The sequence below is a fragment of the Ruegeria sp. O11 genome (genome assembly GCF_056535285.1).
On record NZ_JBQERS010000004.1, the window covers coordinates 20,517 to 34,309 of the forward strand.

At 55.9% G+C, this 13,793-nt stretch carries 15 protein-coding genes and 1 tRNA gene; 6 read left to right on the top strand and 10 right to left on the bottom strand.

Features of this window, described 5'->3' with window-relative positions:
- The 5 genes from ACRZ91_RS10100 to ACRZ91_RS10120 form a co-directional block, all read right to left on the bottom strand.
- Nucleotides 1-1,347 (bottom strand): substrate-binding protein, encoded by a 1,347-nt coding sequence (locus ACRZ91_RS10100; RefSeq protein WP_170474534.1) that lies wholly within the window; start codon nt 1,345-1,347, stop codon nt 1-3.
- Between the two features lie 1,070 nt (nt 1,348-2,417).
- On the bottom strand, nt 2,418-2,753 hold the full coding sequence (locus ACRZ91_RS10105) for a hypothetical protein (RefSeq protein WP_010442450.1): 336 nt from the start codon (nt 2,751-2,753) through the stop codon (nt 2,418-2,420).
- A 201-nt stretch (nt 2,754-2,954) separates the two neighbouring features.
- Nucleotides 2,955-3,031 (bottom strand) — tRNA-Arg (locus tag ACRZ91_RS10110).
- 21 nt (nt 3,032-3,052) lie between these two features.
- Nucleotides 3,053-3,529 (bottom strand): GNAT family N-acetyltransferase, encoded by a 477-nt coding sequence (locus ACRZ91_RS10115; protein ID WP_170544391.1) that lies wholly within the window; start codon nt 3,527-3,529, stop codon nt 3,053-3,055.
- Between the two features lie 13 nt (nt 3,530-3,542).
- The gene (locus ACRZ91_RS10120; RefSeq protein WP_170544393.1) at nt 3,543-3,854 is read right to left on the bottom strand and encodes an ETC complex I subunit; all 312 of its coding nucleotides are present in this window, start codon (nt 3,852-3,854) and stop codon (nt 3,543-3,545) included.
- Between the two features lie 61 nt (nt 3,855-3,915).
- Here ACRZ91_RS10120 and ACRZ91_RS10125 point away from each other — a divergent pair, with 61 nt between their 5' ends.
- The 4 genes from ACRZ91_RS10125 to ACRZ91_RS10140 all read left to right on the top strand — a co-directional run bounded on the left by ACRZ91_RS10125 (nt 3,916) and on the right by ACRZ91_RS10140 (nt 7,951).
- The gene (locus tag ACRZ91_RS10125) at nt 3,916-4,491 is read left to right on the top strand and encodes an SRPBCC family protein (RefSeq protein WP_480904867.1); all 576 of its coding nucleotides are present in this window, start codon (nt 3,916-3,918) and stop codon (nt 4,489-4,491) included.
- An 81-nt stretch (nt 4,492-4,572) separates the two neighbouring features.
- Nucleotides 4,573-6,759, top strand: a complete 2,187-nt coding sequence (uvrB, locus tag ACRZ91_RS10130) for an excinuclease ABC subunit UvrB (protein WP_480904870.1) — start codon at nt 4,573-4,575, stop codon at nt 6,757-6,759.
- Between the two features lie 95 nt (nt 6,760-6,854).
- Nucleotides 6,855-7,682, top strand: a complete 828-nt coding sequence (locus tag ACRZ91_RS10135) for a formate/nitrite transporter family protein (protein ID WP_480904873.1) — start codon at nt 6,855-6,857, stop codon at nt 7,680-7,682.
- Nucleotides 7,683-7,792: 110 nt separating this feature from the next.
- Nucleotides 7,793-7,951: a hypothetical protein gene (locus ACRZ91_RS10140; RefSeq protein ID WP_260024197.1), complete on the top strand. Its 159-nt coding sequence runs from the start codon at nt 7,793-7,795 to the stop codon at nt 7,949-7,951.
- Between the two features lie 53 nt (nt 7,952-8,004).
- Here ACRZ91_RS10140 and ACRZ91_RS10145 read toward each other — a convergent pair whose 3' ends face one another.
- Nucleotides 8,005-8,295: a hypothetical protein gene (locus ACRZ91_RS10145; protein ID WP_170474503.1), complete on the bottom strand. Its 291-nt coding sequence runs from the start codon at nt 8,293-8,295 to the stop codon at nt 8,005-8,007.
- 224 nt (nt 8,296-8,519) lie between these two features.
- Between ACRZ91_RS10145 and ACRZ91_RS10150 the strand changes: the two genes are divergently transcribed.
- A complete protein-coding gene (locus ACRZ91_RS10150; RefSeq protein ID WP_480904877.1) occupies nt 8,520-9,227 on the top strand; it encodes an ORF6N domain-containing protein in 708 nt (235 codons plus the stop codon).
- A 3-nt stretch (nt 9,228-9,230) separates the two neighbouring features.
- Here ACRZ91_RS10150 and ACRZ91_RS10155 read toward each other — a convergent pair whose 3' ends face one another.
- The 3 genes from ACRZ91_RS10155 to ACRZ91_RS10165 form a co-directional block, all read right to left on the bottom strand.
- Nucleotides 9,231-9,674 (bottom strand): excalibur calcium-binding domain-containing protein, encoded by a 444-nt coding sequence (locus ACRZ91_RS10155; RefSeq protein ID WP_480904880.1) that lies wholly within the window; start codon nt 9,672-9,674, stop codon nt 9,231-9,233.
- A gap of 66 nt (nt 9,675-9,740) precedes the next feature.
- On the bottom strand, nt 9,741-10,148 hold the full coding sequence (locus ACRZ91_RS10160; protein WP_010442458.1) for a universal stress protein: 408 nt from the start codon (nt 10,146-10,148) through the stop codon (nt 9,741-9,743).
- A gap of 65 nt (nt 10,149-10,213) precedes the next feature.
- Nucleotides 10,214-10,540, bottom strand: coding sequence for an antibiotic biosynthesis monooxygenase family protein (locus tag ACRZ91_RS10165; RefSeq protein ID WP_480904883.1), 327 nt, complete (start codon nt 10,538-10,540; stop codon nt 10,214-10,216).
- 131 nt (nt 10,541-10,671) lie between these two features.
- Between ACRZ91_RS10165 and ACRZ91_RS10170 the strand changes: the two genes are divergently transcribed.
- Nucleotides 10,672-11,358, top strand: coding sequence for a hypothetical protein (locus ACRZ91_RS10170; protein ID WP_480904885.1), 687 nt, complete (start codon nt 10,672-10,674; stop codon nt 11,356-11,358).
- A 38-nt stretch (nt 11,359-11,396) separates the two neighbouring features.
- On the opposite strand, the gene ACRZ91_RS10175 is transcribed toward ACRZ91_RS10170, so the two are convergent.
- Nucleotides 11,397-13,682, bottom strand: a complete 2,286-nt coding sequence (locus ACRZ91_RS10175; protein WP_480904888.1) for a glycosyl hydrolase family 28-related protein — start codon at nt 13,680-13,682, stop codon at nt 11,397-11,399.
- Between the last annotated feature and the right edge of the window lie 111 nt (nt 13,683-13,793).

A 13,793-nucleotide genomic window follows, 5' to 3' on the forward strand; every position in this document is an offset into this window, starting at 1 on the left:
TTACGCGCCCGGGTTACACTTACCCAGTGAACCACCGGCGAACATCGGATGCTCGGGGTCGTATTCGACCTGCGCACGTGGCGTGATCTCGACGATTTCCAGAGTGTCATAGGCGTTGGTCGGATTCTCGTTGCCACGAACGACCAACACGTCTTTGAAGCACTGGTGGTCCGCGCCACGGTACCAAGTCGGACCGTTACCCAAACCGTCGAACTCAAAGTCTTCCAAAGCCTCAGCAACGCCACACGGATTGAATGTGCCAGCACGCTCACAGGCATCAGCATAAAGCAGAACTTGTGCATAGCAGGTCTGTGCAGAGTTGGACGGCGGTTTGCCGTACTTTTCACCAAAGGACTTCACAAATGCTTTGGTGCCCTCATCTTGCAGCTGCCAGTTCCAGTTCATGGAACCCAGCACGCCCTTGATGTTCTCGCCCGCACCAGCGGCCATCAGTTCCGAATACAGCGGAACGACGATCTTGAAATCCTTGCCGTTGGCAACTTTGTCGAGCAAGCCAAACTGAATTGCGTTGGTGAGCGAGTTCACCATATTGCCGCCGTAGTGGTTCAGAACCAGAACATCAGCACCCGAGTTCAATACCGGGGTGATATAGGACGAGAAGTCCGTCGAAGCGAGTGGTGTTTTGACGGTGTTGACCGTTTCCCATCCCAAGGCTTCGGTAGACGCGACGATCGACTCTTCCTGTGTCCATCCCCAGTTGTAGTCGGCCGTCAGGTGATAAGCACGGCGTTCCTTGCCCATCTCGGCAGCCAGCACCGGCGCAAGTGCAGCGCCCGACATATACGCGTTAAAGAAATGACGGAAACCATTGGCTTTTTTATCCTTGCCAGTCGTGTCGTTGGCATGAGTCAGGCCAGCCATAAAGATCACACCTGCTTCTTGGCAAAGGCCTTGAACCGCAACCGCCACGCCCGAGGACGATCCGCCGTTGATCATGATCGCGCCGTCTTTTTCGATCATCGACTTTGCAGATGCACGTGCAGCGTCTGATTTGGTCTGCGTGTCGCCTGTGACGAACTCGACCTTTTTGCCAAGGATACCGTTGCCTTTCAGCGCCTTCGAGGTGAAGGTATTCAAGCAACCCCCATCTCCCTCACCATTGAGATGTTCGACGGCCAACTGTTGCGCCAGTAGCTCGTCATTACCCTCTTCAGCATACGGTCCAGTCTGGGGAACGTTGAAGCCCAGGGTTACGGACCCTCCGGTAGGTTCGTTGGTATAAGCAGCAGCCGACGAAGCAGTGAAGATCGTAGGCAGGGCCAGACCGGTACCCGCGACGGCACCAGACTTCAACACGCCACGGCGTGTGATCGGTTTATTGGTCATTAATTCCTCCCATTTCTCTTTCTTCCGTCGTCTGGCTCCTCTTCCAGCAGACGAAAGCGCACTTATGTGCAAGTCAATAATGGAAAGGCAAATGAAAACTTCACAACAAATTACTGGATTTAAAACAAAATTTTGTAAATTTGTTCACTAAACGCGAAAGTATCTTGTAAATACACTGCAGCTAGATAGTGCTAACTTGTTATATTCAAAATAATTAGATGCAAACTTTTTTCCTCATTTTTCTGTCGTGAGTGGTGCCGCACGCTTTAGTGAGCTCGAGCCGGGGCAAAGTCGCAAGCGCAAGGCAATTTCTTAATTCCCAATTTGATACTAGGCGCTCGCTGACACGAGTTGTCCGCGGTCAAGAGAGGCAGTTTTGCCATTTTTCTGCTCTGGGCTCGAGATTGTCATTAGCTGCGGATCGTTTGAACGTCGGCTTTTGGACCGGACGAAATTTTGCAGCACGTTTTTTGAGACGGTATCTAGCCCGCACTGGGTGGCCAGTTGCCCCCGTACCCCCCCACGGCACGTAGAGACCGCTGCAACACCGCTGCACATGAACGGCAATTCCACCGTTATGCGCACTATCGGTTAGATTGGAGTCCTTTTACCAACTTGCACTTTGATATTGATTATGAAAGCCTCAAGTTACTGACAACACGAGACATCTTTACAATAGGATGCTGGTGGCGGCAGTTGGATACAGCACTTAGCTGCATGTGCGGATTGGGATAGAACGCTTCGTTTACACCGAAGATGTCGGGAGTTCGACTCTCTCATCACCCACGACAAGTCCCATTTCACCCGCTTCTTCCGAGGTCAAACCGGAATGACACCGACCAAGTTCCGCCTTGGTGCTTAATTACTTTACTACTTCTTGGATCGGCTCACTATTGCTTGATAAGTGAGGACCGACAAGAACTTGCATTTCATTTTATTGGATCCCCTATCTTTGGATTGCTGAGGGATAGCTATTTCGCCACCAACCAGAATTGGAAGGCGATAAGCGCCTGAACTATTGAAAAGCGGGCCAAAATCAGTGCCTTGGCCGCGCCGTCCGCTCAAATCAATTATTGCCCCGTAATTTCCCGACACGCGCCTTTGCCCCAGCCAGATTTACTGCCTGAAGCCGAGTAGTCGAAGGTGCCTTTTTCCGGGTGTACGTTGTAGTGCAGTGTGTAGCCATCGCCAATATACAGGTAGGTCAAAGTGTCGAGGCCTGGGAATACATCCACGTCTTTGTCGATGTCACCTATTGTAATGTGGCCCTTTTGCTGCCCATCATATTTAACCAGTTTGGCTGCCATTTCCGGATGTTCTGCATCCGGCGCGTCACATTCAAACACGCGTTCTTCTGCAAATGCAGCCGCAGGCAAAAAGGCAAGAAGAAGAGCAATCTTTTTCATTGGATCCCAGTCCGTATTCCGTCACTTTCTCTGCGTCGGCTATTGGCTATTCTGGGCGTAAATTTGTCCAAACTCAGGTCGTAATGCGTTCTCTAACTCAAGCCATATCTCATACCGATACGACGGATTTTTCATCCGCAACCCGAAGGTTCACAAAAGTATCCGAAGCGGCCTCGGATACTCAGTGTTGAAGTTATGGAGTGGCGATCCCTGAAGGACTCGAACCCTCAACCTGCTGATTAGAAGTCAGCTGCTCTATCCAGTTGAGCTAAGGGACCGCTGAGCCCTTCTTGCGGCTTTTAGCGGGCGGGTTCAAGAGCCAAGCGCATGAAGGCGCTGTTTGGGTCGTTTTCGTAACCTACAATCGGACCGCAATATGAATACCCCAGCGATTCATATAGCTTGCGCGCCGCGTCATAGCCTTGCAGATGGTCAGCGCCAGTTTCCAAAACCAGCGCAGATAGTCCTTCATCTTGCGCGATCTGCGCAAGGTGTTTCATCATCACCCTCGCAAGCCCCCTACCACGTGCCTCGGCCAAGATATGCACTGATTTGACCTCGGCGGTGCCGTCGGGCAATGCCTTTAGCGCGCCACACCCCAACGGGCAGCCGTCCTCATAAAGCGCCCAAAATCGCACTCCGGTGGCGGCAAGTGAGCCTGCATCCATTGTGTGATTGCTTTCAGCAGGGCCAGCTGCTGCGCTATGCGCGAAATGGGCTTGAATGATGGCGCGCATTTCCTCGGCGCCGGGATCGGCTTCGCGGATGTCGATCATTCAGGATGCCTTGTCAGTGAGTCCAGGGCGCACGCCGGTCTGTGGCAAAGTTCTCCCCATAGCCGCGGGCCCGCAAGTTCGGCTTGCGCTTGTGCGGTTCGCTCACCTGTGCATCGATGCCGTTGTCCTTGGCGTAGTCCAACGCCTCTTCCTTGGAGTCGAATTTCAGACGCACCTGGGTTTGCGTGTCATTGGACGAGGTCCAGCCCATCAGCGGATCAACTTCGCGCGCCGAAGCAGGGGCGTATTCCAAAACCCACTTGCGGGTCTTGGCCATCCCTGAGGTCATCGCGTTTCGCGAAGGCTGGTAAATCCGTGCGCGCATGTCGCCTCTCCGTATTCACTTGATGGGCTTGTTTATGCGTCAGAGCGCGGCCCGGGACAAGATGACAATTGTCGCGGAGCACAACAACATCCTGATGACAGGAACTGTCATTGGCAACACTTATGATTTTCGAAAGATCAGCCAAAGGATTGAGCAGATGATCCATTATGAACGAACCCTTGAAATCAACGCGACCCCCGAAGCCATCTGGGCGGTACTCAGCCGGTTTATGCAGATAGACGAGATTGCCCCACAGATCGCATATGTCGAGGCCCTGACGCATGGGGCAAATGGCATTGGGTCAAAGCGGCGTTGTTACTTTGAGAACGGAACCTCTTTGGTCGAAGAGGTGACAGAGTGGGACCCCAACCGAGGTTACAGCGTGCGCCTGTCCGATATGACAGCGATGCCCCTAACCGATGCGCATGCCACGATCGCAATCAAACCGCTGGACGGGGCTAGCACCCGGGTGATCTGGAGCATGGATTATGCCGTGAAATATGGCCCCCTCGGCTGGTTTTTAGGGCAGACCTTGATGAAAATGATGATGTCGAAGGTTCTTGACAGCAACCTGAAGGCACTGGCCAACAAGGTTAATTCGGATCACATACCGGATGCTGAACCCGCCTATTACTGAATCAGAGGTTCCCAGACCGGATCAGCCCTTGCAGTTGGACAAAATAAGAACAAATGTAGAGTTCTGATCCGGAGCCTGCCTATGCCCTACGCCCATTCCGACAAGACCCAGCTAACCGCCGAAGACGTGCGCGCGCGCCTGAAACTGGAAGGCGGCAAGCAGTTTGTCATGCACACCGAATTCGCCCCGGCTGGCGACCAGCCAACGGCGATCAAGGAACTGACAGGCGGTGTAAATGACGGGGAACGTGATCAGGTTCTTTTGGGGGCAACCGGGACGGGCAAAACCTTCACCATGGCGAAGGTGATTGAAGAGACTCAGCGCCCAGCGATCATTCTTGCCCCTAACAAAACGCTGGCGGCTCAGCTTTACGGCGAGTTTAGGGGCTTCTTCCCTGAGAACTCGGTCGAATACTTTGTCTCCTACTACGACTACTACCAGCCCGAGGCCTATGTGCCGCGCTCAGACACCTACATAGAAAAAGAATCCCAGATCAACGAACAGATCGACCGGATGCGCCACTCGGCCACGCGGGCGCTGCTGGAACGCGATGACGTGATCATCGTCGCCTCGGTCTCATGCATCTACGGCATCGGTTCGGTGGAAACCTATGGGGCAATGACGCAGGATCTGAAGGTTGGGCACGAATACGACCAGCGTCAGGTGATGGCCGATCTGGTTGCCCAGCAGTACCGCCGCAACGATCAGGCCTTTCAGCGCGGGTCCTTCCGGGTACGTGGCGACTCGTTGGAAATCTGGCCCGCCCACCTTGAGGACCGTGCTTGGAAATTCTCATTCTTCGGCGAAGAGTTGGAAACCATCACCGAGTTTGACCCGCTGACCGGTGAACGTGCCGCGACGATGGAGCAAGTTCGCGTCTATGCGAATTCGCACTACGTGACGCCCAAGCCGACGATGAACCAAGCGATCATCGGGATCAAAAAGGAACTCCGCATCCGGCTGGATCAACTGGTCGGCGAGGGCAAACTGCTGGAGGCCCAACGTCTGGAACAGCGCACCAATTTCGATCTGGAAATGCTCGAGGCCACCGGTGTCTGTAACGGGATCGAGAACTACTCGCGCTATCTGACGGGCCGCGCGCCGGGTGAGCCGCCCCCAACCCTGTTCGAGTTCATCCCCGACAATGCCATCGTCTTTGCCGATGAATCCCACGTCAGCGTGCCGCAGATCGGCGGCATGTACCGGGGCGACTATCGGCGCAAGTTCACGCTGGCCGAGCACGGGTTCCGCCTGCCGTCCTGCATGGACAACCGCCCCCTCAAGTTCGAAGAATGGGACGCCATGCGCCCGCAATCCGTCTTCGTCTCGGCCACGCCTGCCAAGTGGGAGATCGAACAGACCGGCGGCGTCTTCACCGAACAAGTGATCCGCCCGACCGGCCTCCTGGACCCCGAGGTCGAAATCCGGCCCGTCAGCATGCAGGTGGACGACCTGCTGGACGAGGTGCGTAAGGTCGCCGCCGATGGCTACCGAACGCTGGTCACCACGCTGACCAAACGCATGGCCGAGGACCTGACCGAATACCTGCACGAACAGGGTATCAAAGTCCGCTACATGCATTCGGACATCGACACGCTGGAGCGCATTGAAATCCTGCGGGACCTTCGCTTGGGCGCCTTCGACGTGCTGGTTGGCATCAACTTGCTGCGCGAAGGGCTCGACATCCCCGAATGCGGATTGGTCGCCATTCTGGACGCCGACAAAGAGGGTTTCCTGCGCTCGGAAACCTCGCTGATCCAGACCATCGGCCGCGCTGCGCGGAACGCCGACGGCCGTGTGATCATGTATGCCGACAAGATCACCGGCTCGATGGAGCGCGCGCTGAACGAAACCAACCGCCGCCGCTCCAGGCAGATCGCCTATAACGAGGAACACGGCATCACCCCGGAGACGGTGAAGAAGAATGTCGAGGACGTTCTGGCCGGTCTTTATGAAGGTGACGTCGACATGAACCGCGTCACCGCCACCATCGACAAACCGATGCACGGTGCGAATTTGGAGGCCCATCTGGACGGGTTGCGCGAGCAAATGCGTAAAGCCGCCGAGAACCTGGAATTCGAAGAGGCCGCCAACATCCGGGATGAGATCAAACGTCTGGAAGCCGTCGACCTCGCCGTCGCCGACGACCCGATGGCGCGCCAGTGGGCGGTCGAGAAAGCCTCGGAAGACGCAGTGAAATCGCGTGGGCGGTCAACGGCTGGCAGGCCGGGACAGCGGCGTGGGAATGTGAAGCGGAGGAAGCGGTAGGATAAAATTGGCTGTCGAGGTCAAGTTGGCTGTTTAGTTGGCACAAGCCTTGGACTGAACCTCTGTACTTTGTCGCGTGGCCTTGATCCGGATCAATGTCGAAACATGAATATGTTGGCAGTGTGCAACGCATGAAGGCTCACAATCCAACCGGCGTAGACGCTTACAAACCTGCACAGATTGCAGAACTGGTTGAAACATCTGGTGTCGCAAAGGCACATCTTTCCATCGTTCAAACGCTGACACTTGCAATACTCGCAGGTGTCTTCATCGGCTTCGGTGGGGCCGCCTACACTATGGTTATGACCGGCGTAGATCCCGGATTTGGGCCCGCCCGGTTTCTTGGTGGGGTGGTGTTTTCTCTGGGCCTGATCCTTGTGGTCGTTGGTGGGGCGGAACTATTCACTGGAAACGCGCTGATGACCATCGCGGCAGTGGATCGAAAAATCTCGATGCGTGACCTGTTGAGGAACTGGGGATTCGTGTATCTCGGGAATTTAATCGGAGCCGTCGCACTAGTCCTGGCTTGCGCTGCAAGCGGTTTGCTGGAAGGACCAATGGGGGCTACTGCTGCAGCGATCGCAAATGGCAAGATTGATCTCTCTCCAACGCAAGCCTTTATGCGAGGCATTCTGTGCAACGCCTTAGTCTGCCTTGCAGTCTGGCTGAGCTTCGCCGCCAGATCGGTCGTGGGAAAGGTCATGGCAATACTCTGGCCAATTGCGACGTTTGTTCTGTTGGGTCTCGAACACTCGATCGCTAATATGTACCTGCTGCCTCAGGGTGCGCTAGCAGGTGCCAAACTCGGTTGGGGCGCCACCATCAGCAACCTTTTTTGGGTCACGGTCGGTAATGTAGTCGGTGGCGCGGGCGGTGTCGCGCTCGCCTATCGGCTTGCCTATTTGGGCAAGGCAAGCGGCTGACGCTAGCTCAAGTCCTGTCTCGATTGACGATAGCCATACACTTCAAGGTTGCAGCGTAGCTTTCTCTCCTCCACGTTTGAAATCACAAATTGTGATTCCAAACGGATGCCATGACGAAACCCAACACCCTGCCCAGCACGCATGAAGTCCAGAGCGCCATTCACCGGGTGCGCGGCACCCGCGTAGTGTTGACCGAGGATCGGCGCAGCAAGCGTAGAATGGAGTTTCGCCCCATCACTCCGAAGCAGCCCAAACTCGTGATAGGGTAAAACCCTATGCTTCACCTCGTCAAAAAGAGGGCGGGAAAACCCCGCCCTGCCAATTAGCCCTTATCCCAATGGGCAATCACATCATATCCAACCGGAGAGGGAGGGCCTTCCATGAATTCGGCGAAATGGCCCCATAGCTCGGCCACTTTGGGCGCGTTCGCGTTCGAGGTCGCTTCGCTTTCCACCACCGAAATCACATAGCCCGAGCCATCCTCGTTCATCACATTGGTAAAACTATGTATGCCGGGCATGCCCATGATTTCGGATTTCAGATCATTCATCTTCGCCGTCGCCGCCTCGCGCGTGCCGGGCTTCATTTTGTATTGGGTAATACGTGCAAACATCACTTTCCTCCCTCGTCGGGCAAAATTGCCATGGGGCGCGACCGGAACGGCCTCACCCCCTGCAAATTAGCACGGCGGCACCAAATCTCGCATTGATACTTGGGATTTCCGCGTATTTTCAACCTGACGCCTCAACCACATTTGGGTACCAACACTTCAGGGTTGCAGCCCAGAGCGTGCTCCTCCACGTTTGACATCACAAATTGTGATTCCAAACGGTTGCCATGACGAACCCGAACACCCTGCCCAGCACGCATGAAGTCCAGAGCGCCATTCACCGGGTGCGCGGCACCCGCGTGGTGCTGGCCGAGGATCTGGCGCAGTTCTACGGAAAGTCCGTCAGCGCTTTCAATCAGGCTGTCTCGCGCAACAAGGATCTGTTCGAGGGCTACCGTTTTCAGCTGAACGATACTGAGGTTGCTGATTTGCAATCACAGAATGTGATTTCAAAACCCAAGGGCCGCGGTGGGCGGCGGGTTAATCCGTGGGTCTATACCGATTACGGCGTGGCCATCGCTTCGGCCCTATTCAAGGACCCGCGCGCGATCAAGATCACCCGGATGATCACCGAAGCCTTTGTTGACGGTGCGAACGCGCTGGCCGAAACCCCGCGCAGCGTGCCGGAAATCCTGCCACCCACGGACGCTCCTGTCCCGCTGCTGCCCAATGGCGATCAACTGCGTGATCTGGCCGAAAATATCCTCGATTCCGGTCAACAGAGCCTGGTCGACTACATCGCCAATCCCACCACCAAGCGCCAGCAAGCGGTGGCGATGATTATGAAAACTCTAGCCGAAACCGCCGGAGAAGAGGTCCGCACCCAGCAGGAACGCCTGCGCCTGCGCATCGCGGAACGTCTGGCGACTGGGGATTACACAAATGATGATGACCGCAAGCGCCTGCTGGAGTTATTGCAAGCCATGAAGGGATAATCATCAGGGTTTGAGGAACTTCGCGGTTCCAACGGTTCGCTCACGCGGTGCCTGAGTTTGCCGCGGTGCGTTCCCGGCAGTTCCCGGCATCGCAGTCGTTCGTTGCCGTTGCAGACCACGGGTGCCGCAGGCAACACCGTCACCATCGGGGTCATTTCGCTTGTGATAGCCCGGCCGGCCTTCAAAAAATGGCCCCGGAACAAGCCGCTGCACCGTGTCACAGCCCGCCAGCGCCACCAGATGGATCACAGCTTCATGACGCTCGTAGTCCGAGATGCGCAAATACACTCCGATCGTGATCATTCCGATTGTCAACGGCAGCGCAAGCACCATCAGCAGAATTCGCAGCGGCGACAGAGCTTTCCGACGCATCTCATCCGCACGCCATTGCCGCCTTGTCATCCGCGGACTAAGGCCAATCTCATCATTTGTATTTCCGGTCGTCATTGAGGCAGCTATACACCCTGTATGTGGCAAAGCCATGGCCATACCGAGCTAAAAAAACCTACTCCGTCACCGCACCACATGCACTGCGCATTTTGCATGCCGTACCACATGGGTCGCGGTTGACCCCAACAGCAGATCCTGCATGCCAGGCCGGTGCGAGGCCAGAATGATCAGGTCGGGCTTGTTCACTTCGGCCCAATCCAGAATTGTTCTGCCAGAGTGACCTTCGATCACCTGTCCTTGGGCATTTGGTAATCGAGCAGCCAGCGTATCAAGCTCAGCCTGAAGCGCTTTGCGTGTCTCTGAAAGATATTCCGCCGGCATGTATGAGATCGCATAATCCGGAATGTGCTCGACCACATGCAGCAGAGTGATCTGCGCCTGTGGGGTTGCCAGCAACTTTGCCAGTTTCATCGCCGCCGAACTGTCGCGTTCGGCATCAAATGAAATAGGGACAAGGATGTTGTGGTACATGGCTTGTGCCTCCGTGGTTGCGCCAGCATCTTGCCCTGCCTCGCCACAGCGCGCCTTGATTCAGGTCAGGAACCGCCGAATGTTTCGGCAACGTCATACATCACCGGCTCAAAGCTCTTACACAGCTCGTTGATGCGGCGGTTTCGTTCCCGCATTTCCGGCGTACGCAGCATCGCCAGAAAGTCTTCGCGCCGCTCCCATTGCGAGTAATTTGCAATCCGGGTTTGGGCGTCATTCACATGCAGCCCGGCGGAAATAAACCCCGGCTGTTTTGAGATGAACTCGGCATAGGCATCCGTCAGCGCTTCAAGAAGATCCTGGCAGGTTCCGGGCGTCATCTCAAATGTGGTAATGACGGTCTGATAACTGTCGGTTTTGGAAATCTGCGGCATCTGGCTTCTCCTTTGTAGCTACCCCCAGCCTAGCACAGCTTCAGGAAACGCAATCCATTTCCTGCAGTTAAGTGCGCCTGCGTTTCAAGAACTTTATCAAACCTCAACAAGTTAATAACCATCCGTTAACCATGACTGCCGATGCTGCAGGCATGGCGCGTCAGTTTTTCATCTATCTGTTGGTCTTTTTAGTGAGCACTCCGGCTTGGGCCGGGGCGTGGCTGCGCGAAAAAGGCTCAAGCTTCACCGCGCTCTCGGTGACCGCTTTCAAAGAAGATGACGGTATCTACAAATATGAATCCGCGCTTTATGCCGAATGGGGGCTGAGACCAAAACTGACCATAGGCCTCGATGCCGAAGAGCATCAGGATCTGTATGGACATGCGTTGGTTTTCGCCCGCTTTCCGATCGCTGACCTCGGGCAAGCAGGCCGATTTGCCGCCGAGTTTGGCGTGGGTACACATCACCGTCAATACGATGCCTGGGCGATGTACAAAACAACACTCTCATATGGCAAAGGGATTCAAACCGGATTGGGGGGCGGATGGATCAATATCGACGCCGTGCTCGAAAACCGCACGCATGAGGCTCTAATCCGCAAGCTGGATTTCACGGCTGGCCTGTCCTCGGGACGGCGCATTGACCCGCTCTTGCAGATAGAAACCTCGTATATTTCAGATCACCCTTGGTATTGGCGGGTACGTCCCTCGCTGATGTATCGCCCGAAAAAAGGCAACCTAACCTGGATTCTGGGTGCTGAACGCAATTCAGCCGATGACAATATCGGAATCAAATTCGCCCTGTGGCGCAGCCATTGAAGATGGGCCGCCCAAAACTGGGCAGCCCGCCACGTCAATCAGGTATCGGTCCGCAGGATAGTCGAGACTGCCCCGCGCAAGCCTTCGGACCAGCGCAGGCGTATATCGCTCTGACTCGCACCCTGTCTCAGTTCAACATATGGCGCGGTATAGCGTATCGCGTTCGATGCGTTCCTGAGACTGCCCAGGGCCACAACCGAATCACATCCGCGAGCGCGGCCCCCAAACGGTAACTGCCCCTGCGAACTGACGGTCCAGGCCGAAGACGGAGAACTCTGCGTATGCTGCAATCTCAACGGATTGGCGCAGGGCGTATCGATGCCGTGAAACGTATTATTCTCAAAACACACTCTCTTGTGCCGTTCCGGGTCGAGATCGGCAAAACTGGTATCGACCCGATCCACCCGGTCGATCCGCACATTGTTGACGCGGAACTTGTTCCCGGTCACGGTCAGCCCGTTCAGGAAATGACCCGTGCCATGGGGGCGGATCACCAGATAGCTGAACCAGGGGGCAACATCACTGGCGTAGAAAATGTTATCCGTGATACTCAGCGCGCTGAATGAAAAGCTGGTGAAGTAATCCGGGTTCGCGTCATGCTCATTGGTCCATTCGATAAAGCAGTTATCGACATAGTTCTCGGCGATGGACGAACTGTTGTAGCCGCCGATGATAACCAACCCGGCATTGCGCACCCCGTTGGCCACGTTGTCGCCCTGGAAAAAGTGGTTGCCCAGGACCAGATTGTTGTCGCCGCTCAGCACTGCGAAATGATGGAACCGGGTCGCCCGGTTATGGCGCAGCTTGACGTCATTGGCATTGGCGTTCAGTGCGATCGAACTGCGATCCGGCACATCCAGACTTTCCTCGGTCGACAGGAACTGACAGCCATCAATCAGCATACCCTGACATCCGCGCCCGATCGAGGTAACGCCGCGATCCTTCGGACGACTGATGAAACAGTCCTTCAGCACAAAGGTGTTCCCACCGGGTGACAGTCGGACAGCACTGCATCGCCCGTTGCACTGGAACTCGATCCCTTCCATGTTGAACTTTTGCAGCGCGCTGAAGCCGCTGAAATCCAGCAGGTATTTAAACGACGTAAAGGTGAAGGCCTGCGTACCCGCCGCATCATAGGTTGGCGCGCTCAGCGTGATCTCACCGGTGCTTTCGTTTTTCGACTGCACATAAACCTCACGCCCGACACCGCTGCCGGTGACCAGAGACCCAACCGGAATGTTGGCCACGTTGGCCACGTTGGTCAGCGTATCGGGATCAGACGGGCTGTAGGTCGCGATCGAGGTGAAGGTTTCGGTATCCCAGTTCGAGCTGCTTTTGACGTCAAACTGCCCGTTACGCACTACGCGACGGGTGGCATAGCCCGTTCGGTTCGGCACAGCCGCCGCCATATCGATAGGCTCGGTCACCGCAATCTTGCGCCCACCCAGATCCAGCGATTCATGGTCCGAGCTATTTAACAGCGCCTGAAACGCCTTTTTAAACGCCAGCATCTCGTCACCAAAGGCGGTGATATAGGTCGGCAGATCGAAATTCTTGGTCAACAGCAGCATCTTGTCGACCGGCATCGTCACGGTGCCGTCGAACGAGACCTCGGATGCCATATTAGTGTTCTCTTCCAGCCGGAACTCACCCTGTGGCACGTAGACCTTGCGCCCGTTCGCCGCCTGATCCGCCGCTTCAAACGCCGCCGAGTCATCGGTGACACCATCCCCGACCGCCCCAAAATCACGCACATCGACCAAACCGATCATGTCGCGCAGGAAGACCGAGGTCATATCGGTGATCTCGATATCATCCACCCGCACCACCGCACCGTTTGTGCTTTCAATATCCAGACCAAAATGACCATAAATCGCCGCATTGCCCCACGGCATATCGACACCGGGGCGCAGACCAGTGCCCACGATGGCCGTCACCTCATGCACGGTGCCATAGCCGGTCAGCTGCACCGCCGGGCCCTGCTCGACCAACCCGTCCACATGCGCATCTCCGGCACCACCGGCCCAGCCCGCGATCCGCACCTCGGGCAGCGGCCCGCTGATCGCCTTCACCCGCGCCTTTATCTGCAAATAGCAACCCGGCAATAAAGGCGTCTGCCCCATGTACCGCAGACGCTGAGGCTCTGCCGTCTTGTAAATCTCCAGACAGCCCGCAAAATCCGCGTCCGCCGGGACAAATACGCCCGTACCCGACCCTTCATAGGTCGGAGAACCCGGTGTACCGTCGCCACTGGACCAGACCCCAAGACCAGCCGCATAGGCGGGCGGCATGAACACGATGCCGTCGGTGATTGCCTTGTTCATGTAAATCCCTTTCCCAATCGCGCCAAGCTCGCGCGCCAAAACCCGAAATCGCCCGGGCCATGGCCCAAGCGCATGGGTCTGAGTATCGAAAAGGGATTAATCGTCGCTCTT